Raw genomic sequence first — 23,685 nt, 5'->3', positions numbered from 1 at the left:
CCGTTCCCATGCCGAACACGGAAGTTAAGCGTCTCAGCGCCGAAAGTAGTTGGGGGATCTCCCCCTGTGAGGATAGGACGTTGCCAGGCCAACGCAGAAGACGATCAAGCATATGCTTGATCGTCTTTTTTCATATTTTTTATAGTTTAGGAGGAATAACAGATGGCTCCTGCTCGGGAAAATCCGTTTACATTTTTAGAGGTTCTGGAACAGCATGTTCGTGAACACCGCGTCTCTTTCCACGTACCAGGTCATCATAATGGTACAGTGGTTGATGATCGCTTACCTGATGCATTCGCAAAAGTCATGCCTTACGATTTGACTGAGCTAGCACATTTAGACGATTTGCACGATGCCTCGGGAATCATTGAGCAAGCAGAATGTGCATTGGGTAAGTTGTATGAGAGTAAAAGTAAATGGCTTGTCAACGGATCGACTGTGGGAAATTGGAGTATGCTCGCGGCAACAGTGAAACGTGGTGAACGGGTATATGTTCAACGGAACTCACATAAATCGATTTGGAACGCGATCGAGTGGTTAGGATTAAAGCCAGTATTACTAACGCCTACCATTGAACGCGGCACAGGTATCCCGACGGTCGTAACATTAGATACGATTAAACAGGCCATTCAAGAATTTCCTGGAGGGAGAGCCGTCATGTTGACGTCTCCAACCTATTACGGGGATATGGCAGACATTCGAACGATTTCAGACTATTTGACACTATTAGACATTCCATTGCTTGTCGATGAAGCACATGGCGCTCATTTAATTCATCCACAGTTGCCACGTCGCTCTGCAATCTTCGAAGGAGCGAGCGCGGTCGTACAGTCCGCGCATAAAACATTGCCTGCCTTAACCATGGGGGCTTGGGTTCACTATAATGATAATATCGATGAAGCGCGTTTGAAGCATGCATTAGCCTCTTTCCAGACCTCGAGTCCGTCTTATCTCATCATGGCTTCATTGGATTATGCTCGTTCTTATCTAGAACGTTTAACGGATGAGGAATGGTCTGCTATCCAAAAAAGCCATGCACAATTTGTTCTTGAATTAAAACGAGCTGGTTTTGTTGTAAAAGTCGGAGATGACTTTACGAAGGTGACGATTCTGACTTATCCAAAGAATGGATTGATCTTTAGTCAGCATCTCGCCTCAATCGGCATAGACATCGAGTTGGCGGCAGTCGATCATGTGTTATTCTGCTTGCCATTAAGGGAAATAGAGAAACAGGAAATCGAGCATTGGATCAAATTAATAAAAAAAGCATCTACCCATGTGCCGATCATTGAAGACGATGAAACGATTTTCCCATTTCCACAAACCGAGCGCGTGTCTGAACTATATACGTCTGTAACAGCTCTTCCAATGCAGCGAGTTTTTTTCGACCAAGCAATTGGATTGATTTCAGCAGAGACGGTGATTCCATACCCACCAGGTATTCCATGGATTCTAAAAGGAGAGCGTATTACAGAAGAAAAAATCCGTGTGCTCCGGGAATGGATTTCTTTAGGGAGGAAGCTTCAAGCTAGTAAGCATGTTATGATAGAGCAAATTGACGTTATTGTAGAGGAGTTTTAAAACGTGAACGGAATGTTTATAACGGTTGAAGGACCTGATGGATCAGGAAAGTCCACACAGCTTCAATTATTAGTAGAAAACTTAAAGCAAAAAGGATATGACATTGTCGTGACCCGAGAACCCGGAGGAACAACGGTCGGGAATCAGATTCGCGAAGTATTATTATCGCCGGATCACCATGAGATGACCCCACGCGTGGAGATGATGCTCTATGCCGCGTCACGGGCACAGAACGTGGAACAAGTGATTCGTCCAGCGTTAGAGCGGGGCGCGATTGTCCTCTGCGACCGGTTCATCGATGCATCCATTGCTTATCAAGGATATGGATTGCAGTATGACCTTGATCAGATTCGCTCATTAAATGAATGGGCAACGAATGGTCTCACACCCGATCTAACCTTTTTATTTGATTTAAACCCGGAACGGGCAAGTGCACGTATGAAAGATCGGGGACAGCTTGATCGAATTGAGAGTCGTGATCAAGCATTCCATGAGCGTGTCTATGCAGGATTCCAAACGTTACTGAAACAGTATCCAGAACGAATCGTTCGGATTGATGCTGATCAATCGATTGAATGCATTCAAGATGAGGTACTTGATTATACAATTGAACGACTACAACAAGGAGGCGTACAAATATGATGAAAATGGTAATTGCAATCGTACATGATAAGGATAGCGCACGTTTGTCCGACGCACTCGTCGAGCAAGATTTCCGCGCGACAAAATTAGCCACGACGGGTGGATTTTTAAAAGAAGGTAATACAACGTTTATGATGGGGATTCCACAAGAGCGTCTTGATGATTTGATGGACGTGATTCAATCGAACTGCTCGAGCCGCGACCAAATGATCACGCCGATTTCACCGATGGGAGGACATGCGGATTCGTATATTCCTTACCCAGTCGAAGTACAAGTCGGAGGGGCGACGGTATTCGTCTTGCCGATCGAAGGATTCCATCAGTTTTAATGGGAGTTGGGCATATGCGTTTTCAAGAATTGAGCGAGTCGCAAACTGTCGTTTCTCGCATCATTCAAAATTCAATCGTTTCGAATAAAGTGGGGCATGCGTATATCTTCTCAGGAGATTATGAGCCTTATTTGATTGATACAGCCACATTGTTCGCCAAAGCCTTATTTTGTGAATCACCAGATGGTGCAGAGCCTTGTGGAGTGTGTCGAAACTGTCGGCGTATGGATTCTAAAAACATTGTCGACTACATCGAAGTGGAGCCGGACGGTGCGAGTATAAAAAAAGAACAGATTCAGCAATTGCTCAGTGATTTATCACTACGAGGTGCTGAAGGTGATCGCCAAGTGTACGTCATTCATCAAGCGCACAAGATGACGACTCAAGCGGCAAACAGTCTACTGAAATTCTTTGAAGAACCGGGAGTAGGAAAGCTTGCTATTTTAGTGACGACACAACCACAGTTGCTTCTTCCGACGATTCGTTCGCGCGCGCAACAACTTGCTTTTCGTCCAATCGACCGAGCCCAATTGGCGCAAACGATGTCAGAAGAACTGTCCTGTACGTATGATTTGGCATACCTTGCCTTGACCGTTTATCCGAAATGGGATGACGCGAAAGAAGCGCTTGAGCAGGAGTGGTTTGTACAGGCGTATGGGCTAGTGGTACAATTAATTGAAGTATTGACGAAACGACCTCAAGAGTTGCTCTTGTTCGCACAAGAAAAATGGTTAGGGCATTTCAAAGGACGGAATGAGTTGCGAGTCGGTCTTGAATTATTCGAACATTGGCTAGAGGAGGCACTTCATTTAAAAGTGCGAGATATGTATGCTCCGAAGCTATTTAAGAATGAGGCCGCCTTGTACAACGCATTTATCCAAAATCGATCTGTCACGAAGCTTACACATGCGATTGAAAGTGTACATGCGGCCATTTGGCGACTTGAGGCAAACGTCAATCCTCAATTAACGTTCGAACGACTTTCGTTCGATTTGCAGAAAGGATAGAAGCGCGTGCTTGAAGTAGTTGGAGTCCGTTTTAAAGAAGCGGGAAAAATCTATTACTTTTCACCAGGCGATGCAACGCTTAAACGTGGGGACCATGTCATCGTTGAAACGGTACGTGGCATTGAGTATGGGGAAATCGTCCAAGTCAACAAGCAGCTCGGCGAAGACGAAGTCGTCCTGCCGTTGAAGACAATCCTTCGTGTCGCGGACCAAAAGGATGCGGATATCGTACGCGATAATCGACTGGCAGCCGTTGATGCTCACGCCGTCTGTGAAGAAAAAATTCGAGAACATCAATTAGAAATGAAGCTAGTTGATGTTGAGTATACATTTGATCGCAATAAAGTGATCTTTTATTTTACTGCCGAGGGTCGCGTCGACTTTCGAGAATTGGTAAAAGACTTAGCTAGTGTGTTTCGGACACGAATCGAGCTCCGACAAATCGGTGTTCGTGATGAAGCGAAACTCCTTAGCGGGATTGGGCCATGTGGTCGGGTTCTTTGCTGCTCGTCATTTCTTGGGGAATTCGAACCGGTCTCGATCAAAATGGCCAAAGACCAGAATCTCTCGTTGAATCCGAATAAGATCTCTGGAGTATGTGGTCGTCTGATGTGCTGTTTGAAATATGAGAATGACACATATGAAGAACTGAAACGTGATTTACCAGACGTCGGCAAGCGAATCAAAATTCCAGAAGGTGATGGTCGGGTAATCGGTCTTAACATTTTGGACCAACTCATTCAAGTCGAGCTCCACGATCGGACGCGTGTCGTCACGTATACGATTGATGAACTCGTTGAAGTGGGTGCGATTAAACGAAAACCGTCAAAACAGTGATGGGGTGCTGAGCAGTGGAAAGAATGGACAAAAAAGAAGTAATGATGCGGGTGGATGCGATCGAGCAACAGATGCAGCTCCTCACCGAACATTTAGGCGTGTTAAAAGAGCAGCTCGCTTATTTGCTTGAAGAGAACCAGCATATGTATCTAGAGAATCATCACTTACGCGAAAAAGTCGAACAATTGGCAGAAGTTGATACGACAAATGGTGATTCACAAATCGCTTTGTCTGGGAAAGGGCAGAACAATTTGGCTGCGCTGTATCAAGAAGGATTCCACATTTGTAACCTCCATTACGGACAGGTACGAAAAGATGGGGACTGTCTCTTCTGTTTGTCGATGCTCAATAAACATTAATACGGGGCGATAGATAGGGGTTCCCTATCCGTCGCCTTTCTTTTATAGAAGGAGGAAACGATGGTAACGGTTAAGGATGGAGAACGCCTTGATGATTTGCTCGGACGTCCAGGTAAAATCATTCAAAGTGATGATGTGTTCTCATTTTCATTAGATGCGGTACTGCTTGCAGAGTTTGTATGGGTGCCTATCCAAAAAGGACAACTGGTCGATTTATGTGCTGGCACCGGGGCAATCCCGCTCTTTTTGTCATATCGTACAAAAGGAACGATAACAGGTGTGGAGATTCAATCGAAACTGGTCGACATGGCGAATCGAAGCATGGCGGTCAATCGTCTTGAAGAGCGAATTCGAGTGGTGGAGGGCGATGTGAAAACGGCAGCGACGCAGCTCGGGCATGCACGATATGACGTAGTCACTTGTAACCCGCCCTACTTTTTAGCGAACGAGACGTCACTCCGAAATCAAAATGAGCATCATACGATTGCGCGCCATGAAGTGCTGTGCACGCTGGAAGATTGCATCAGGACGGCCAGTCAACTCGTCAAACCGGGAGGGAAAGTGGCGTTCGTACATCGGCCAGAACGTTTACTTGATATCCTGACGTTGATGCGTGCGTATCGAATTGAACCAAAACGAATGCAACTCGTTTACCCGAAAGCGGGACGCGAGGCGAATACCTTATTAATCGAGGGATCGAAAGATGGAAAAGCAGGTCTTAAAATTTTACCGCCATTTGTTGTCTATGAAGAAGACGATACGTATACAGAAGCGATGCGAGCTATTCTCGATGCCTAAACATTATACGTACATCTTGGAATGCGGTGATGGAACGTACTACACGGGCTATACGACAGACGTGGAAAAGCGACTCCTTGCACATAATGCCGGGAAAGGTGCGAAATATACGAAAGCTCGTCTCCCTGTACGACTTCGGTACGTACAATCGTTTGAGACGAAGCGGGAGGCCATGCGATACGAATGGTCCATCAAGCAATTGACCCGAGCACAAAAAGAGAAGTTGATGGAGGGGACGACCAATGAATTCACAGAAGAGCTATCAAACTGAACAACCGACGTTGTATGTCGTGCCGACCCCAATTGGAAACTTGGAGGATATGACGTATCGCGCGGTACGAACCCTTCAGGAAGTAGACTTAATCGCAGCGGAAGACACACGACAAACGATGAAGCTTTGCCGACACTTTGACATTGCGACAAAATTGATTAGCTATCATGAACACAATAAAGAAGTGAGTGGTCCAAGACTGATTGACGATCTGTTGTCAGGGAAATCGATTGCCGTTGTCTCAGATGCAGGTATGCCTGGAATCTCAGACCCGGGAAGCGATCTCGTGCGATTAGCCATTGAGGAAAACATCCCGGTTGTCGTCTTACCCGGTGCGAATGCAGCACTCACGGCACTCGTCGCATCCGGTCTTGCAACTGAACGTTTTCTCTATTACGGTTTCTTGCCGCGTAAGAAGAAGGATCGGGTTGAGGTTCTCGAATCGATTCAATACGAACCTGGCACCGTCATTTTTTATGAGGCTCCTCATCGTTTGAAAGAGATGTTGACAGCGATTCGACAAGTGTTCGGGAATCGACAAATCGTATTAGGTCGTGAACTGACAAAAACGTTTGAAGAGTTTTTGAGAGGAACTGTGGATGAGGCGTTGACATGGTGTGAGGGTGAAGTGCGTGGTGAGTTTGTCGTCTTGGTGAGTGGAGCGACAGAGGCGGCACCTACGACAACATGGTGGGAAACACTATCTGCATACGAGCACGTGGTTCACTATATCAAAGAAGGGCTGAAACCAAACGCGGCAATCAAACAGACTGCGAAAGACCGCGGCGAGTCTCGGAATGATGTATACGATACGTATCATCAATTGCATAAAAAAGAGTAAGCAAGGAAATCCTTGCTTACTCTTCGCTGTAGTAATTTTCGAGCATGTTCTTCAACTCAACGAGAACACGTTGTGCACCTTCTGGTGACAAGATGAGTTTGCCGTCTGCCAATTTGAAGTTATCATCTGATACTTCACCTGTAACTTGGCAAGTCATGTTTGGCTTATATTTTTTCAAAACGATTTGATCGTTGTCGACGTAAATCTCGAGAGCATCTTTCTCTGCAATACCGAGTGTACGACGCAATTCGATTGGAATAACGACACGACCAAGCTCATCAACCTTACGTACAATACCTGTAGATTTCATTTTGTGTTTCCTCCTCCAATGATGTCGAAATCTCGTGGTGACATGAATCGTCAAAATTCGACAATGTGACTACAGCAAAAAGCATACTAAACTTTCCAATTGCAGTCAACTACTTACTATCTGGAAAAGTAAATTTTCGAAATTTGTCGAATCAAGAGCGATATATACCTAAATTTCCCCGTAAGTTTGAACTTGAAACAAAGAAAGGGTATTTTTGGAACATTTATGACGAAGAAAACGCAAAAAAATTCCAAACAATTAGGTTTGGAAATTCTTTTGTCGAACCGTGTATAATGGAAATTGCATATGTCGAAAGGATGGAGAATAAATCATGGCGAAGCCGACTTTTTATATTACAACCCCAATTTATTATCCGAGTGCAAAACTGCACATCGGTCACGCATATACCACGGTAGCAGGTGATGCGATTGCGCGCTACAAACGCTTAAAAGGTTTTGATGTCCGTTATTTGACAGGAACGGATGAGCACGGTCAAAAGATTCAAGAAAAAGCGAAAGAAGCAGGCGTGACGCCACAAGCTTTCGTGGATGAAGTCGTGGAAGAGATCAAGGTCTTATGGGACCGTCTTGAAATCTCGTACGATGACTACATCCGTACGACAGAGGACCGTCATAAGAAAGTGGTCGAGCATGTTTTCGAGACATTACTTAAAAATGGGGACATCTACCTCGGTGAGTACGAAGGATGGTATTCCGTACCGGATGAGACATACTACACTGAATCGCAGCTCGTCGATGGAAAAAGTCCTGACAGTGGACATCCGGTCGAACTCGTTCGTGAGGAGTGCTACTTCTTCCGCCTCAGTAAATACGCGGACCGCTTGATTGAATATTTTGAGTCACATCCTGATTTTATTTTGCCAGAATCTCGTAAAACCGAGATGATCAATAACTTCTTAAAGCCAGGTCTTCAAGATTTGGCTGTATCACGTACGACATTTGACTGGGGCGTACAAGTTCCATCGAACCCGAAGCACGTCGTGTACGTATGGGTCGATGCGCTCACAAACTATATCTCATCACTCGGATACGGCACAGACAACGATGAACTCTTCAACCGTTACTGGCCAGCAGACGTTCATTTGGTAGGGAAAGAAATCGTACGTTTCCATACGATCATTTGGCCAGCCCTCTTAATGGCGCTTGACCTTCCATTACCGAAGCAAGTATTTGCGCACGGATGGTTGCTCATGAAGGATGGGAAGATGTCGAAATCGAAAGGGAACGTCGTGGACCCGATTCCATTGATTGACCGTTACGGCCTCGACTCGGTCCGCTATTACCTTCTCCGTGAAGTTCCATTCGGAGCGGATGGCACGTTCACGCCGGAAGCGTTCGTTGACCGTTTGAACTTTGATTTAGCGAACGACCTCGGAAACTTATTGAATCGCACCATTGCGATGATTAAAAAGTACTTCGACGGAAACATTCCGGCATATAACGGAAATGTCACGGCATTTGATGCAGAATTGTTGAACGTGGTGAAAGAGACGACACGCAAAACAGAAGAAGCCATGGAGCACATGGAGTTTTCGGTCGCACTCACAAACATTTGGCAACTCGTCAGCCGTGCGAATAAATATATCGATGAGACACAACCATGGGTTCTCGTGAAAGAGGAGTCGAAGCGCGAGGAGCTGGCTTCTGTCATGACACATCTTGCGGGCGTACTTCGTCATGTTGCCATCATGATTCAACCATTCATGACGCGCGCTCCAAAAGAGATGTTCCGTCAGCTCGGACTCGAGGGAGAGGACATGTCATGGGAGGCGTTGGATACATTCGCAGACTTTAGTGACGCAGTTGTGACGGACGGGACACCGATTTTCCCACGTCGTGATGTGAAAGAAGAAGTCGATGCAATCCAAGAAATGATGCGTCAGGCGTCTAAAGCACGGATTGAAGAGACGGAGACGGCATCAGTAGAAGAAGCTGACGAAGACATTCGTCCTGAAATCACGATTGATGTCTTCGACCAAGTCGAATTCCGTGTCGGTCAAATCGTCGAAGCCGATAAGATTAAAAAAGCGAAGAAACTGTTGAAACTTCAAGTCGACCTTGGGAAAGAGACGCGTCAAATCGTGTCTGGTATCGCTGAATGGTATGCCCCTGAAGATTTGGTTGGCAAGAAAGTCATCGTTGTCGCAAACTTGAAACCAGTCAAGCTCCGTGGAGAACTCTCGCAAGGGATGATTCTAGCGGCAGATCGTGACGGGAAACTAGAGCTCGCGACGGTCTCAGACCAGATGCCGAACGGTGCCATCGTCAAATAATGGAATGGGGGAGACCGCGGTCTCCCTCTCTTTTTCTAAGGAGGAAACAAGATGTTAATTGATACACATACGCACATTAATGCGGAACAGTTCAGTGAAGACGTGGAGGAGACGATTGAGCGAGCGAGAGAAGCGGGCGTTTCTCCGCTACTCGTCGTCGGATTTGATACACCGACTATCGATCGAGCCATTGAACTGGCAGAAACGCATGAAGATATTTATGCCATTGTCGGATGGCATCCTGTCGATGCGATTGACTGTACGGATGCGGATTTAGCACGAATCGAAACACTCATGAGTCATCCGAAAGTCATGGCACTCGGTGAAATTGGTCTCGATTATCATTGGGACAAATCACCGAAAGACGTGCAACAGCACCTCTTCCGTCAACAGATCGCCATTGCCAAGCGAACGAATATGCCAATTGTCATTCATAACCGAGAAGCAACGGCAGATGTCCTTGATATTTTAGAAGAAGAGCATGCTGAAGAAGTCGGTGGTGTGTTCCATAGTTACAGCATGTCCGTCGAACTTTTGCCTCGGTGCATAGACTTGAACTTCTATATTTCGTTAGGAGGACCGGTCACGTTCAAAAATGCGAAAGTTCCGAAGGCGGTGGCGCAAGAAGTGCCACTGGATCGTCTGCTTGTCGAGACGGACTGTCCGTACTTGACGCCAACACCGTTCCGTGGAAAACGAAATGAACCAGCGTACGTCAAATATGTAGCCGAAGAAATCGCCACTCTTCGCGATATGCCTTACGATGAACTCGCTGCTGCTACGACAGTCAACGCGAAGAAGTTGTTCCGACTCCCATGATCAAGCGTGTATTAGCGAGTATCGGTATTATTGCGACGGCTTCTGTGGCGTACGTGATGTTACAACCTGAATCGATTCGAATCGTCGATGACGGTTTGGTGATCGAGCATGAGACACGAGCCGACTCGGTTCTCGAGGTGCTCGAAGAGTTAAATATCACACTAGATGAATCAGATTATGTCACACCGGCGCTCAGTGAAGATGTACCAGACGACCGTCTAATCCGGATTGAGCGTTCACACGAGGTCTCACTTCAGATTGGCTACGGTCAAACGGAGACGGTGCAGACGCGCGAGCGGACTGTAGAGGATGTCTTACTGCGATACGGAGTCACGGTACGAGACGGAGATACGGTGTATCCATCAGTCCGTACACCGGTGACGAATGGGATGACGATTCGATATCAACCGGTCGTGGCCGTGAATCTCATTGTCGGTCAAGAGGCGTTGACGATTTATACAATGGCTACGGATGTGGAGCAACTCTTAATGCAAGAGAACATCGATGTGACGGAAAGTGATACGGTCATGCCGGCCCCTTCCACGCCGATACGAGAAGGATTGACGATTACGGTCAATACGAATCGTGATGTCGTTCAATATGAGAGTGAGTTGATCCCGTTTGAAGTGGTGGAGGAAGAGGATGATACGCTCGAAGAAGGTGTGATGCAAATGGTGCAGGTCGGCGTTCCTGGACTTGAACGGACAAGGTATGCACTTACTGTGGAAAATGGTACAATTACAAATCGTACGAAAACAGATGTCGAGACATTGCGTAAAACGATGCCGCAGATTATCAAAGTGGGAACGAAGAAAGTCGCAGAACCGATAACCGAGCCTGAGTCAACGACCGCGGATGAATCGAGCCCATTCATTCCGGAAGCTGAAGTCGAGATTGCCGAACCGCCGAAAACAGATGACGTACTCGATTTTTCATCTGCGAAACAATTGCTTGTGGAAGCGACCGCTTATACGAACAACCCGGAAGACACGGTAACATACGACGGACGCGTGCTGACAAGAAGCGGATATGATGTAACCGACACGATTTTGTATGAAGGCATGCGCATCATTGCCGTCGACCCTGCCATCATTCCACTCGGGACCCGTGTATATGTCGAGGGGATCGGTATGGCGATTGCCTTGGATACAGGAAGTGCAATCAAAGGGCAAAAAATCGATATCATGATGGATGAAAAGGAAGAGGCCGTAACGTTTGGTCGTAAACCACTCACCATCTGGGTGATTCCAAAGCAGGAAGAAGAGAAAGAAGGATCAGACAATGCGTGAGAAAATACAAGAAATTATCGTCGTAGAAGGGCGTGACGACACGGCGCGACTTCAAGAAGTATTCGACGTCGATACGATTGAAACGAACGGGTCTGCCGTATCCGATCAGACGATTGAACGAATCCGTCGTGCTCAGGAGAAGCGCGGGGTCATCATTTTGACGGACCCAGATTATCCAGGAGATCGTATTCGGGCGATTGTCGAGGAACGCGTCAAAGGATGTAAGCACGCACACTTGCCTCGGGCCGAGGCGAAGGACAAGCGTGGGAAAATCGGTGTGGAACATGCGAGTCCGGAGTCACTTCGCCGTGTCTTAGGAGCAGTGTTTGAACCGCGTGTCGAAACGGACCAACCAATCGTCACACGGAAAATGGTATTGGAGGCGGATTTAATCGGTGGAGCAGCGGCCGCGACGCGTCGGAAGCGACTCGGGGTGTTGCTTCGAATCGGTGAGCCGAATGCCAAACAATTTGTAAAACGGGTCGAGGCGCTCGGCGTCACGATTGAAGAGTGGGAGCAGGCACTTGCTCAATTAGAGGAGGAACAGGGTTGAAAGACATTGCAACAATCCAACGAACGAAAGCGATTTTAGAGCGACATGGGTTTTCATTCAAAAAATCGCTCGGTCAAAACTTTTTAATCGATTTGAACATCTTGAGTAAAATTGTCGGAGCAGCAGAACTGAGTGAAGCGAGCGGTGTCCTTGAAATCGGTCCCGGAATCGGCTCATTGACCGAACAATCGGCCAAGCGTGCCAAAAAAGTCGTTGCGCTTGAAATCGACCAACGTCTTTTGCCGATTTTAGATGATACGATGTCGCCTTATCCGCATGTGAAAGTCATCCATGGAGATGCATTGGAACTGAACTTACGGGAAATCGTAGAGCAAGAATTTTTAAACGAAGGTATTGAAGATATTTCGGTTGTCGCCAACTTACCTTACTACGTCACGACACCAATCATCATGCGTTTGCTTGAGAGCGGCGTTAAGTTCCGCTCGCTCGTCATGATGATTCAAAAAGAAGTGGCAGAACGGATTGGAGCAAAACCAGGCACGAAAGCATACGGTTCGCTATCGATTGCGATTCAGTATTATGCGGAAGCAGAAGTCAGTTTCATCGTGCCGAAAAACGTGTTCATCCCAGCGCCGAACGTCGATTCGGCCGTCATTACACTACGGATGCGCAAAGAACCGGCCGTACAAGTGAAAGACGAAGCATTTTTCTTTGATGTGGCCCGAGCAAGCTTCGCTCAGCGCCGTAAAACCATCCTGAACAATTTGACAAACTATATCGGGAAAGAACATAAAGTCGAACTCGAACGTTCGCTTCACGAGGCTGGAATCGATCCGAAACGTCGTGGAGAGACGTTAAGCCTAGAAGAATTCGCACGTTTGTCTGACACAATTTTACCACTTAAAAATAGTTGACGACCTGAAAACGAGTCGTTATAATATTAATCTTTATTTTCATATTCAATTATGCTATACTTGTAACAGTGAGGTGAAGCGTATGCCAAAGACGTTACAAGAAATCAGACAAAAACTCGAATCGCATGTTGGTGAACGATTGACGTTGAAAGCAAACGGCGGTCGTAAGAAAGTTGTTACTCGGTTTGGAACGCTCGTTGAGACATATCCTGCGGTGTTCGTTGTGAAATTGGATGAAGACCTGCATAATGTGGAACGTGTCTCGTATAGCTACGCTGATGTCCTAACGGATACAGTTAAAATTGAATTCGGCAATTGATTTATAAATGAGGGGCGGATGCATTGGCAGCTGCTTCTTTTTTTGTGCGCCCGTTTACGGTACAATGGCGAACAGGAGACAAATGGGAAGGGTGAACGTGATGCGCACGATCAGTGTGAAAGCGCCGGCAAAAATTAATTTGACACTTGATGTCCTTGGAAAGCGTCCGGACGGCTATCATGAAGTAGAAATGGTAATGACGACAGTCGACTTGGCAGATCGCTTGGAGTTGACAGTTTTAGAGTCGGATGAGATTCGGATTCAATCAGAACACGCCTATGTGCCGAATGATCATCGGAATTTGGCGTATCGAGCAGCAGAATTGTTGCGCGAACGTTTTAACATTCAGCAAGGGGTCGAGATTGTGCTCGATAAACAGATTCCCGTGGCAGCTGGCCTTGCAGGTGGCTCGAGTGATGCGGCGGCAACGCTCCGTGGGATGAACGAACTGTTTTCATTGAACTTGTCATTAGAGGAGCTAGCAGAGCTCGGTGCCGAGATTGGATCGGACGTCTCATTTTGTGTCATCGGCGGAACAGCTATCGCCCGTGGTCGTGGTGAACAGTTAGAAATGATTCCGGCCCCGCCACCGTGCTATGTCGTTCTCGGTAAACCGAAAATCGGGGTATCGACGGCAGATGTGTATCGGGCAGTGCGTATGGAAGAGGTGCATCACCCTGATACCGAGGCAATGGTGGAGGCGATTCGTCAAAAAGATTTCCATGGAATCTGTGAACACCTTGGTAACTCACTTGAGAGTGTGACACTTAAGCTTCACCCGGAAGTGAAACAAATCAAAGAAACGATGCGTCATTGCGGAGCGGAAGGTGTTCTCATGAGTGGAAGCGGACCGACCGTGTTTGCGCTGATCGAACATGAGCAAAAAGCGCATCGAATCTATAATGGATTGAAAGGATTTTGCCCAGAAGTGTTCGTCGTTCGGATTCTCGGCAAAAGACATTGAACAAAAACGAATGAAAGTGATATATTTTCAATAGAACATTCGTTTATTATTGAAGATGTGAAGGAGAATCCGTATGAAAATTCGTAGAAGTGGTCGTCTCGTCGATATGACCCGTTATTTACTTGATCATCCGCATCAGCTTGTCTCGTTGTCGATGTTTTCAAGTCGCTATAAAGCTGCAAAGTCGTCGATTAGCGAAGACCTTGTCATTGTCAGTGAAATGTTGTCCCATGATGGGATCGGAAAATTGGTCACTGTCCCTGGTGCAGCCGGTGGTGTCATGTTTATCCCAGGATGGAGTAAAGAAAAATCGCTGGAGATGATTGATACGCTCTGTGAGCAACTATCAAAACCGGAGCGTCTCTTACCAGGAGGCTATCTCTACCTCACAGATGTACTAGGTAATCCAAGCCAAGTGAAACCGATGGGGCAGGTTTTTGCGTCCGTCTTCGCTGACCGGAAAGTCGATGTCGTCATGACGATTGCGACGAAAGGGATTCCCCTTGCCTATGCGGTCGCTGAACAGTTGGGCGTTCCGTTTGTGATTGTGCGTTCAGATAGCCGTGTCACAGAAGGTTCGACGGTCAGCATCAACTATGTATCAGGTTCATCGAAAGCGATTCGTACGATGGCGCTTGCACGTCGCAGTCTGCCACGTGGTGCGAATGTGCTTTTGATTGATGATTTCATGAAGGCCGGCGGGACGATTCGTGGGATGATGAGCCTCTTGAATGAATTTGAAGCCAATCTTGCGGGTGTCGGTGTCTTGATGGAGGCCGAAGGGGCCGAGAAAAAGATGGTGAGTGAATACGTCAGCTTGATGAAATTGACGAATGTCGATCCTGATGAAGGGCTTGTCACCATTTCGCGGGGGAATGTGGAACAATTCTTAAAGTGATTGGCAAAATTTTGATTTCGTTTTATGATTAGAGGGTATAGAGTTATCAATATGGAGTCATGACGTTCGTTTGAAACCAACTGAACCTTACAGAAGACCACACCATGGCGTAGACAACGATGAAAAAGGGGATGCGAAACATGCAGATCACAGACGTAAAAATTCGCAAAGTCGCGACAGAAGGCAGAATGAAAGCCTTGGCCTCAATCACACTTGACCATGAATTCGTTGTACACGATCTTCGAATCATCGAAGGAAGTAGCGGTCTATTTGTCGCCATGCCGAGCAAACGGACACCAGAAGGGATTTTTCGGGATATTGCGCATCCGATTAACGGGGAGATGCGACAAAAGGTCGAAGCGGCTGTATTGGAAACCTATTCCAATATGGATGTGGAAATCCTTGACCCACAACATGTGTCATACGGTACACATGAATGACAGAAAACAGCGGTTAGGTTGCCTACCGCTGTTTTTTTGCGTTTCAATGGTTAAGGAACGGTACAACTATTGAAACGAAGGCATGGTTTCGATATAGTAGAAACGGTGTAAATAGGATTTAGTTGCAGAAAAGCCGAACTATACAGACCAATCACAGCTGTTGTGAGATAGGAGCGAATCAAGCATGGAGCGTTTTGCAGTCATTTTGGCAGCAGGAAAAGGGACGCGAATGAAGTCGAAGTTATATAAAGTACTTCATCCAGTTCTAGGGAAACCAATGGTCGAGCATGTTGTCGATCAGTTAGACCAAATCGGTGTCAGTCGTCAAATCGTAATCGTTGGCCATGGGGCGGAAGCGGTACAAGACACGCTCGGCACACGGGTAGAGTATGCGGTCCAGGAAGAACAGCTTGGAACAGGGCACGCTGTTCAGATGGCTGAAGCAGAGCTTGCGGGTAAATCAGGGGCGACGCTTGTCGTCTGTGGAGATACACCGTTACTCACGGCAGAGACGTTAGAAGCCCTTCTCGCGCATCACGAAGCGCAACAAGCAAAAGTCACGGTGTTGACTGCGATTGCTGACGATGCGACCGGATATGGTCGAGTCGTTCGTGGTGAAGATGGGAATGTGACGAAAGTCGTGGAACATAAAGATGCTTCAGAAGCAGAACTTGCCATCAATGAAATCAACACAGGGACGTACGTATTCGATAACGAATTGTTGTTCGATGCACTCAAACAAGTCGGGAACAACAATGCACAGGGCGAATATTACTTACCTGACGTCATTTCAATCGCAAAAGAAGCGGGCGAAGTGGTTGCGGCGCATACAGCACCGACGTTTGATGAGACGATCGGGGTCAATGACCGCGTCGCCTTGTCGCAAGCAGAAGCCATCATGCGCAAGCGGACAAATGAGCGTCTCATGCGTGAAGGGGTTACCTTCATGGACCCGGCTTCGACGTACATTTCACCAGACGTGGTCATCGGATCGGATACGGTCATTTATCCGGGAACGGTCATTCTTGGCAAGACGACGATTGGCTCAGAATGTGTCATCGGACCAAACTCGGACATCCGCAACAGTGTGATTGAAGACCATGCCGTCGTACGCCAGTCTGTCGTGACTGATAGCCGAATCGGTGAGGCGGCTCAAGTCGGACCGTTCGCTCACTTACGTCAACAAGCTGTCCTCTGTGCGAACACGCGCGTCGGCAACTTTGTAGAGATTAAAAAATCGACGTTCGGTGACGGTGCGAAAGCGTCACACTTGAGCTATATCGGGGATGCGTCAATCGGTGAGCGCGTCAACTTAGGCTGTGGCTCGATCACAGTGAACTATGACGGTAAGAACAAGTTCGAGACAGTCGTGGAAGACGATGCATTCGTTGGCTGTAACGTCAACTTGATTGCCCCTGTAAAAGTCGGGAAAGGCGCGATTGTCGCTGCTGGATCGACGATTACGAGTGATGTACCAGAAGAGGCGCTAGCGATTGCACGCGAACGCCAAACGAATAAAGAAGGCTACACAAAACGATAACTTGCTGCCAATCATTATGGAAAACAACGGAGGAGAATCCTAAACATGTCTACTGTATACGAACGAGAAATTCGTCTATTTAGCTTAAACTCGAACCGCCCGCTTGCTGAAGAAATCGCGAAAGAAATTGGTGTCCCGCTCAGCGATTGCCAAGTCAAACGTTTCAGCGACGGTGAACTCTATATCAACATCGAGGAAAGTGTTCGTGGAGATGATGTGTATGTCATCCAATCAACAAGCTCGCCTGTAAACGAAACGCTCATGGAATTGCTTGTCATGATCGATGCACTCAAACGTGCTTCTGTCCGTACGATCAACATCGTGATGCCGTATTATGGGTACGCACGTCAAGACCGTAAAGCACGCTCGCGTGAACCGATCACGGCGAAACTTGTCGCTGACCTTCTTACAGTAGCGGGTGCGACACGCGTCATCACGATGGATTTGCATGCAGCGCAAATTCAAGGATTCTTCAATATTCCGGTTGACCAATTACTTGGTGTACCGCTCATCTCGACTTACTTTGAAACAGAAGAGTTTCAAGCGAAAGATATCGTGGTCGTTTCTCCAGACCACGGTGGCGTGACACGTGCACGTAAATTGGCAGAACGTTTGAAAGCGCCGATTGCCATCATTGACAAGCGTCGTCCGAAAGCGAACGTCGCTGAAGTCATGAATATCGTCGGCAGTGTCGAAGGGAAAACGGCGATTTTGATTGACGACATCATCGATACAGCTGGAACGATCACACTTGCGGCAGATGCTATCGTCGAAGCGGGTGCGAAAGAAGTGTATGCGTCTTGTACACACCCAGTTCTTTCTGGACCAGCGATGGAGCGGATCGACAATTCATCAATCAAAGAGTTGGTCGTCTTAAATACCATCGATTTGACGGGTCGCCCTTGCTCGAGCAAGATCAAGCAAATGTCGGTCGCCCATTTGCTTGGGGAAGCGATTATGCGCGTACACGAGCATAAATCGGTCAGTACCCTATTCGATTAAAAAAACGAGGCCCGGAGGCATTCGCCTTTGGGCTTTTTTGTTCAGGAGGAAATGATATGAAATGCATCGTCGGTCTTGGGAATCCCGGGAAAAAGTTTGAGATGACGCGACACAATGTCGGGTTTTTAGCGATTGACCGTCTCGCCGAAAAGCATGGCATCTCGCTGAATGAAGCGAAGTTTAATGCCCTTATGGGAACGGGAAGAATCAATGGTGAACGCGTAGTACTCGTCAAACCACTCACGTATATGAACTTGTCGGGTGAAGCCGTTCGTCCCATTTTAGATTATTATAAGATTGAGATTGATGATTTATTAGTCATTTATGACGATTTGGATATGGTGCCCGGCAAGCTTCGTTTCCGTCCGAAAGGGAGCGCGGGTGGTCATAATGGGATCAAATCTCTCATTCAACACTTAGGAACGGCTGAATTCAAACGATTAAAGCTCGGAATCGGTCGTCCCCCGCACCCGATTAAAGTCGTCGACTGGGTGTTGATGAACTATCGCAAAGACGAGTTGCCGGAATTAAATGAAACACTCGACAACGCCGTAACCGCAGCCACTGATTTTGTGGACACAGATTGGCTGGCGCTGATGAATCGATACAACTAAAGGGTCATTGCACCCTTTTTTGTCGTATGAGTTGGAGGAAAACAAATGAATGCTTTAGAGAGATTTATGGTGGCGCTCCCTGAAACGAATGTGATTCGAGAGCGACTCCAAAAAGTGGACCGTCAATTGGTGACGGGATTGACGACAAGCGCGAAAGCCCTCGTCTTGGCGGGACTCGTGAAATCGTCATCGAGACGTCTCGTCGTCGTGACGCATAACATGTATCAAGCCCAAAAGATGTTCGATCAACTTGAATCACTCATCGGTCCGGACAAAACGCTCTTATATCCAATCGATGAGACGCTAGCAGGTGAACTGTCACTGACGTCTAGTCCGGAACTGCTAGCTGCCCGAATCGATGCCCGTACTCGTCTCCTCGACCAAACAGGAGGCGTTGTTGTCGTGCCGCTTGGTGGATTACGACGCTATGTACCGAGTCCGGAAGCGTGGCAAGATAGTCGCGTTATGTTGAAGCCGGGAAGTGACCTCGATTTAGCGGATTTTGCGAAACAATTGACGGGCATGGGCTACGAACGAACGGCAACGGTGACCACACCTGGTGAATTTTCCGTACGAGGGAGTATTCTAGACGTTTATCCTCTTACGGAAGCGCGCCCATATCGAATCGATTTGTTCGACACCGAGATTGACTCCATTTTCACGTTTGACGCGGAAACGCAACGCTCGCTTGGTGTAGTGGGGGAAGTGTGCATTACGCCTGCGACCGAGTTCATCGCAACGGAGAATCAGCTGAAGCAGGCGGGCGGTGCGCTTCGGAAACAGTACGACCGAACCGTCGATTTGATTGGAAATGAAGTCATCCGTCAAGCCCTTGAAGAAGGAGTCGTGACAGACATCGAGCGGCTTGAGCGTGGAGACCTCCCGGAGAAAGTTGGGAAGTATTCGCCATTGCTCTATACGTCCACGCTCCTTGACTACGTTGGGAAAGACGCCGTCCTCATTTTAGATGAGGTGGCACGAATCGATGACGCTGCCGACGTACAGGACCGCGAAGAGGCGGAATGGTTCTCTTCACTCATCGAAAAAGGAGAAGCCGTCAGTAATTACACGCTCGCCGTCCCGATGCATAAAGTCTTCCGCGACTTGAAGCAAGTGGCGTTCTCCTTGCTTCCGTCTCGTCGTTCGGGTATTCCGGAGAGCGATACGGTCCATTTGAGCTGTCGTCCGCTACCGGCGTTCCATGGTCAGATGCATCTATTGAAACAGGAAGTCGAGCGATGGCAGCAAGGTGATCAACGAATCGTCGTACTTGCGGGAGATAAGTCGCGTGCAGATAAGATTGAAGCGCTTCTTTCCGACTATGGAATCGCCTCGACTTTCACCAATGTCGATGGAGAGTTAGAACCGAGACGTGTCTCGGTCATCATCGGTCAAATCGAAGGTGGATTCGAACTGTCGACGAGCCGTCTCGTTGTCGTGTCGGAAGAAGAGTTATTCAAGCGTGTGACGAAACGAAAACGTCAGACGAAGAATTTGACGAATGCCGAACGAATCAAGAGTTACCAAGAGCTGAAGCCGAATGATTATGTCGTCCATGTACACCATGGAATCGGGAAGTACCTTGGCATTAAAACAATCGAGGTCGGTGGGATCCATCAGGATTACCTGCACCTCGTCTATGCAGGGGACGACGCCCTCTACGTGCCGGTCGACCAAATCGATCTCGTCCAAAAATATGTCGGGGCCGAAGGCAAAGAGCCGAAGATTTATAAACTCGGCGGCACCGAGTGGAAGAAAGTAAAATCGAAAGTTGCCAAATCGGTTGAAGATATTGCCGATGAGCTCATTAAATTGTACGCGGCACGAGAGGCCTCGGTCGGTTTCGCGTTCCCGCCGGACGATGAAGAGATGGGTCAGTTCGAATCCTCTTTCCCGTACGCCGAGACAGAAGATCAGGTGCGTTCGATCGCAGAAATCAAGGCGGATATGGAACGCTCCCGTCCGATGGATCGCCTTTTATGTGGAGATGTCGGATACGGGAAGACGGAAGTGGCGATTCGGGCTGCGTTCAAAGCCGTGCTCGCCGGCAAACAAGTGGCATTCCTTGTCCCGACGACCGTTCTCGCCCAACAGCATTATGAAACGATGCTCGAACGGTTCAGCGAATTCCCGATTAACGTATCGGTCATGAGTCGTTTCCGTTCGAAGAGCGAGATGACCGCGACGAAGAAAGGGTTGAAAGAAGGTACCATCGACATCGTCGTCGGGACACACCGCGTGTTGTCAAAAGACGTGACGTTCGCCAACCTAGGTCTCGTGATCATCGATGAAGAACAACGCTTCGGCGTCAAACATAAAGAGCGTCTGAAGCAGCTGAAGACGAACATCGATGTCCTGACGCTGACGGCGACTCCGATTCCACGGACATTGCATATGTCGATGATCGGAATCCGTGATTTGTCCGTATTAGAGACACCGCCAGAGAATCGTTATCCTGTCCAAACATACGTCATGGAATACGACGGCATCGTCTTGCGTGAAGCGCTCGAACGTGAACTCGCTCGCGGAGGACAGGCGTTCTTCCTCTATAACCGCGTCGAAGGAATCGAACGAAAAGCGGAAGAGATTCGGGCCTTATTGCCCGATGCACGAATTGCAACGGCACATGGACGCATGACGGAAAGTGAGCTCGAGAGTCAGTTGATCAGCTTCCTAGAGGGCGAGGCGGATATTTTAGTCTCGACGACAATCATCGAGACAGGAATCGACATTCCAAACGTCAATACCCTCATCGTCCACGATGCGGACAAGATGGGGCTGTCCCAGCTCTACCAACTCCGAGGTCGTGTCGGACGTTCGAATCGAATCGCCTATGCGTACTTCACGTATCGGAAAGACAAGCGCTTGACGGAAGTGGCAGAAAGTCGTCTTCAAGCCATCAAAGAGTTCACGGAGCTCGGCAGTGGGTTTAAGATTGCGATGCGCGACTTGTCGATTCGCGGAGCCGGAAACTTACTCGGTGCACAACAGTCTGGATTCATCGATTCGGTCGGTTTTGACCTGTACTCACAAATGCTCTCTGAAGCCATTGAGGAACGGAAAGACCGTATGCGTGGACAAGCGAAACAAGTCGTCTTCAAACCGGAAATCACGTTCCAGGCCGATGCGTATATTCCTGATGACTACTTGTCAGATAGCGAATTGAAGATTGAGATGTACAAACGCTTCAAATATGTAGATGCGCCGAGCGCGTTGTTCGCCCTTCAAGATGAACTGATTGAACGGTTTGGTGAATTCCCGGAACCGGTCGCGCTGCTCATTCAATTGACACGTCTACGTATTTATGGAGAACTGGCAAAAGTGAGTCGAATCAAGCAGACGCCAGGACGCATCGAGATTGTCTTATCGAAAGAATCAACGACGGCTCTGGATGTCCCGTCCTTCATGGAATGGTCGATGCCTCTTGGTCGCAAGCTTGGGGTAGGGCAAGAAGACGGCGCCTTGAAACTATCGCTCAGCGGTCGGATGCCACTAACAGAGCTCTTGAATGATGCCGATACTGTATTAGAAGAACTGATGAAGCGGTTGGTAGGCGATGCGGTCGCCAAGTAAGTTTGCGCAAGGCGTCGTTCTGTTCGCCCTTGCCGGCTACGTATCGAAACTGATCAGCTTCGCCTATCGTGTCCCTTATCAAAACTTGGCGGGGGACTTCGGGCTTTATGCCTATCAAACCGTCTATCCGTTCGCGGCCATCGTAGCGTCACTCGGCATTTATGCGATGCCGGTCGTCATTGCGAAAATCGGCGTCGGTGCGAAAGGGACGAATCGTAAGTTAGAAGTCTTATGGGGAAGCTTTTACGCCTTGCTTCTACTCTCGTCCATGCTTGTCGTCACGGTATGGCTGTTTGCCCCGACCCTGGCAATGTGGCTCGGAGATGAGCAGTTAGCTCCTGCGCTACGTGTGATCAGTTTAAGTTATTTACTCATGCCGGCGTCAGCCGTGTTGCGCGGCGCATTTCAATCGAGAGACGACTTACGACCGAGCGCATGGTCGCAAGTGCTCGAGAACTTTGTCCGCGTGACGGTCATGCTGTCCCTCTTATGGGTTGGGGTCCGTCTCGGAAAAGATGCCTATACGCTCAGTCAATATGCGTATGGTGCGACGCTCATCGGTGGGCTTGTTGCGATTGTCTTTTTAGTTTATCGCGCACGAGGAGTGCGAATTGTGAGGGTGCGACGCGTCACGTTTCGGAGTGGGATGAAACTCTTGTTGACGACGGGTTTCGCGGTCGGATTCGCGTCACTCGGGATTTTATGGATGCAACTGGTCGACTCCTTCACCATCGTCAATTTGATGGGCGGAACGTATGAGGCGAAAGTGAGCAAAGGCGTGTTTGATCGAGGGTATCCGCTCGTGCAATTCGCCATCCTGTTCACCACGACCATCGGGATGGCCAATGTGCCGACGCTCGTCCGTCATTATCGGGCAGGTCATCTGCAAAAGACGACGCAGGGACTCCGGTCGATGATTCGTGTGACGACGGCGATTGCTGGTGCAGCGACTATCGGATTGATGGGTGTCATGTTTTTCTTAAATGTGGCCCTGTTTGAAGATGAATCTGGGACACGAGCCCTTGTCTTCTTAGCGACGAGCACGTTCGCTGCCTCCTTGGCGATTGCGAGCATGACTTGTTTGCAGGCGATTGACCGAGAGTGGGTCGCGGCACGTAGCATGGTCGTCGCAATGTTAGTGAAAAGTGCGGTAAACGCATGGCTCGTCCCGAGTTACGGAATTGAAGGCGCGGCAATCGGAACATCCATTGGATTTTTAGCGATGGCGTTCTATAATTTCCGGGCGCTCGACCGCTCGATTCCGCTCGGGTCATTTCGATCGAAACACTATAAGTCGCTATGGAAAGCCCTCGTACCCATGCTGATCCTCATTGCCGTGTTAAACTGGCTAGGTCAGATGTGGGTCGACTCGCGAATCACTGCGTTCGGTTGGTTAATCGGAATGGTATGTAGCGGTGCCGTCCTCTATATATGGAGATTATGGAGTACGCGAATGCTGTCACTTGCGGAATGGGAACTGATCCCGTTCGGAAGTCGTCTGCTCGACGTGCTCGAGAAAAAGGAGAACTAA

Annotated in this window: 24 protein-coding genes and 1 rRNA gene; 24 read left to right on the top strand and 1 reads right to left on the bottom strand. The window is 48.2% G+C overall.

All coding sequences use genetic code 11. The features are described 5' to 3' along the window. From rrf to rsmI, 10 genes are all read left to right on the top strand, one after another. Positions 1-89, top strand: a 5S ribosomal RNA gene (gene rrf, locus KNO65_RS15310); the annotation flags it as partial. Positions 90-162: 73 nt separating this feature from the next. Then, positions 163-1,581 (top strand): aminotransferase class I/II-fold pyridoxal phosphate-dependent enzyme, encoded by a 1,419-nt coding sequence (locus KNO65_RS15305; RefSeq protein ID WP_214785151.1) that lies wholly within the window; start codon positions 163-165, stop codon positions 1,579-1,581. Between the two features lie 3 nt (positions 1,582-1,584). Next, complete coding sequence (gene tmk / locus KNO65_RS15300) at positions 1,585-2,223, top strand: dTMP kinase (protein ID WP_159563180.1); 639 nt, start codon at positions 1,585-1,587, stop codon at positions 2,221-2,223. Continuing rightward, the gene (locus KNO65_RS15295) at positions 2,223-2,552 is read left to right on the top strand and encodes a cyclic-di-AMP receptor (protein ID WP_031421800.1); all 330 of its coding nucleotides are present in this window, start codon (positions 2,223-2,225) and stop codon (positions 2,550-2,552) included. The genes tmk and KNO65_RS15295 overlap by 1 nt, the downstream gene beginning before the upstream one ends. 14 nt (positions 2,553-2,566) lie before the next feature. Next, positions 2,567-3,559, top strand: coding sequence for a DNA polymerase III subunit delta' (locus KNO65_RS15290; RefSeq protein ID WP_078145937.1), 993 nt, complete (start codon positions 2,567-2,569; stop codon positions 3,557-3,559). Positions 3,560-3,565: 6 nt separating this feature from the next. Beyond that, positions 3,566-4,396: a PSP1 domain-containing protein gene (locus KNO65_RS15285; protein WP_074035285.1), complete on the top strand. Its 831-nt coding sequence runs from the start codon at positions 3,566-3,568 to the stop codon at positions 4,394-4,396. Positions 4,397-4,419: 23 nt separating this feature from the next. After that, a complete protein-coding gene (yabA, locus tag KNO65_RS15280; protein ID WP_012727746.1) occupies positions 4,420-4,755 on the top strand; it encodes a DNA replication initiation control protein YabA in 336 nt (111 codons plus the stop codon). 60 nt (positions 4,756-4,815) lie between these two features. Further along, positions 4,816-5,553, top strand: coding sequence for a tRNA1(Val) (adenine(37)-N6)-methyltransferase (locus tag KNO65_RS15275; RefSeq protein WP_214686170.1), 738 nt, complete (start codon positions 4,816-4,818; stop codon positions 5,551-5,553). After that, positions 5,546-5,824 carry a GIY-YIG nuclease family protein gene (locus KNO65_RS15270; RefSeq protein WP_012727744.1) on the top strand — a complete coding sequence of 93 codons (279 nt, stop codon included), beginning with the start codon at positions 5,546-5,548 and terminating at the stop codon, positions 5,822-5,824. Before KNO65_RS15275 ends, KNO65_RS15270 begins: the two co-directional genes overlap by 8 nt. After that, a complete protein-coding gene (gene rsmI / locus KNO65_RS15265) occupies positions 5,796-6,665 on the top strand; it encodes a 16S rRNA (cytidine(1402)-2'-O)-methyltransferase (protein ID WP_074035288.1) in 870 nt (289 codons plus the stop codon). Before KNO65_RS15270 ends, rsmI begins: the two co-directional genes overlap by 29 nt. A gap of 16 nt (positions 6,666-6,681) precedes the next feature. Here rsmI and KNO65_RS15260 read toward each other — a convergent pair whose 3' ends face one another. After that, positions 6,682-6,975: a transition state genes transcriptional regulator AbrB gene (locus KNO65_RS15260; protein WP_012727742.1), complete on the bottom strand. Its 294-nt coding sequence runs from the start codon at positions 6,973-6,975 to the stop codon at positions 6,682-6,684. Between the two features lie 331 nt (positions 6,976-7,306). Here KNO65_RS15260 and metG point away from each other — a divergent pair, with 331 nt between their 5' ends. The 14 genes from metG to KNO65_RS15190 all read left to right on the top strand — a co-directional run bounded on the left by metG (position 7,307) and on the right by KNO65_RS15190 (position 23,685). Beyond that, positions 7,307-9,268, top strand: a complete 1,962-nt coding sequence (metG, locus tag KNO65_RS15255) for a methionine--tRNA ligase (RefSeq protein ID WP_012727741.1) — start codon at positions 7,307-7,309, stop codon at positions 9,266-9,268. A 51-nt stretch (positions 9,269-9,319) separates the two neighbouring features. Next, complete coding sequence (locus tag KNO65_RS15250; protein ID WP_214785149.1) at positions 9,320-10,087, top strand: TatD family hydrolase; 768 nt, start codon at positions 9,320-9,322, stop codon at positions 10,085-10,087. Further along, positions 10,084-11,376, top strand: coding sequence for a 3D domain-containing protein (locus tag KNO65_RS15245; RefSeq protein ID WP_214785147.1), 1,293 nt, complete (start codon positions 10,084-10,086; stop codon positions 11,374-11,376). The genes KNO65_RS15250 and KNO65_RS15245 overlap by 4 nt, the downstream gene beginning before the upstream one ends. Beyond that, on the top strand, positions 11,369-11,929 hold the full coding sequence (gene rnmV / locus KNO65_RS15240) for a ribonuclease M5 (protein WP_074035294.1): 561 nt from the start codon (positions 11,369-11,371) through the stop codon (positions 11,927-11,929). The genes KNO65_RS15245 and rnmV overlap by 8 nt, the downstream gene beginning before the upstream one ends. Beyond that, on the top strand, positions 11,926-12,804 hold the full coding sequence (rsmA, locus tag KNO65_RS15235; RefSeq protein ID WP_159563173.1) for a 16S rRNA (adenine(1518)-N(6)/adenine(1519)-N(6))-dimethyltransferase RsmA: 879 nt from the start codon (positions 11,926-11,928) through the stop codon (positions 12,802-12,804). The genes rnmV and rsmA overlap by 4 nt, the downstream gene beginning before the upstream one ends. An 82-nt stretch (positions 12,805-12,886) precedes the next feature. Next, positions 12,887-13,123, top strand: coding sequence for a Veg family protein (locus KNO65_RS15230; RefSeq protein WP_012727736.1), 237 nt, complete (start codon positions 12,887-12,889; stop codon positions 13,121-13,123). 100 nt (positions 13,124-13,223) lie between these two features. Beyond that, positions 13,224-14,087 carry a 4-(cytidine 5'-diphospho)-2-C-methyl-D-erythritol kinase gene (ispE, locus tag KNO65_RS15225; RefSeq protein ID WP_196430277.1) on the top strand — a complete coding sequence of 288 codons (864 nt, stop codon included), beginning with the start codon at positions 13,224-13,226 and terminating at the stop codon, positions 14,085-14,087. A gap of 73 nt (positions 14,088-14,160) precedes the next feature. Next, a complete protein-coding gene (purR, locus tag KNO65_RS15220; protein ID WP_012727734.1) occupies positions 14,161-14,985 on the top strand; it encodes a pur operon repressor in 825 nt (274 codons plus the stop codon). Positions 14,986-15,125: 140 nt separating this feature from the next. Beyond that, positions 15,126-15,425 (top strand): septation regulator SpoVG, encoded by a 300-nt coding sequence (spoVG, locus tag KNO65_RS15215; protein WP_012727733.1) that lies wholly within the window; start codon positions 15,126-15,128, stop codon positions 15,423-15,425. 184 nt (positions 15,426-15,609) lie between these two features. After that, positions 15,610-16,965 (top strand): bifunctional UDP-N-acetylglucosamine diphosphorylase/glucosamine-1-phosphate N-acetyltransferase GlmU, encoded by a 1,356-nt coding sequence (glmU, locus tag KNO65_RS15210; RefSeq protein ID WP_214785145.1) that lies wholly within the window; start codon positions 15,610-15,612, stop codon positions 16,963-16,965. Positions 16,966-17,010: 45 nt separating this feature from the next. After that, positions 17,011-17,967: a ribose-phosphate diphosphokinase gene (locus KNO65_RS15205; protein ID WP_012727731.1), complete on the top strand. Its 957-nt coding sequence runs from the start codon at positions 17,011-17,013 to the stop codon at positions 17,965-17,967. A 56-nt stretch (positions 17,968-18,023) separates the two neighbouring features. Beyond that, positions 18,024-18,581 (top strand): aminoacyl-tRNA hydrolase, encoded by a 558-nt coding sequence (gene pth, locus KNO65_RS15200; RefSeq protein WP_012727730.1) that lies wholly within the window; start codon positions 18,024-18,026, stop codon positions 18,579-18,581. A 45-nt stretch (positions 18,582-18,626) separates the two neighbouring features. Further along, positions 18,627-22,154, top strand: a complete 3,528-nt coding sequence (gene mfd / locus KNO65_RS15195; RefSeq protein ID WP_214785143.1) for a transcription-repair coupling factor — start codon at positions 18,627-18,629, stop codon at positions 22,152-22,154. Beyond that, the gene (locus tag KNO65_RS15190) at positions 22,138-23,685 is read left to right on the top strand and encodes a polysaccharide biosynthesis protein (RefSeq protein ID WP_214785141.1); all 1,548 of its coding nucleotides are present in this window, start codon (positions 22,138-22,140) and stop codon (positions 23,683-23,685) included. Before mfd ends, KNO65_RS15190 begins: the two co-directional genes overlap by 17 nt.

It is taken from the genome of Exiguobacterium sp. S3 (assembly GCF_018617295.1).
Classification (GTDB): Bacteria; Bacillota; Bacilli; order Exiguobacteriales; family Exiguobacteriaceae; genus Exiguobacterium; species Exiguobacterium profundum.
Note: the sequence above shows the minus strand (reverse complement) of the source record. Positions and strands in the feature narration are given on the sequence as shown.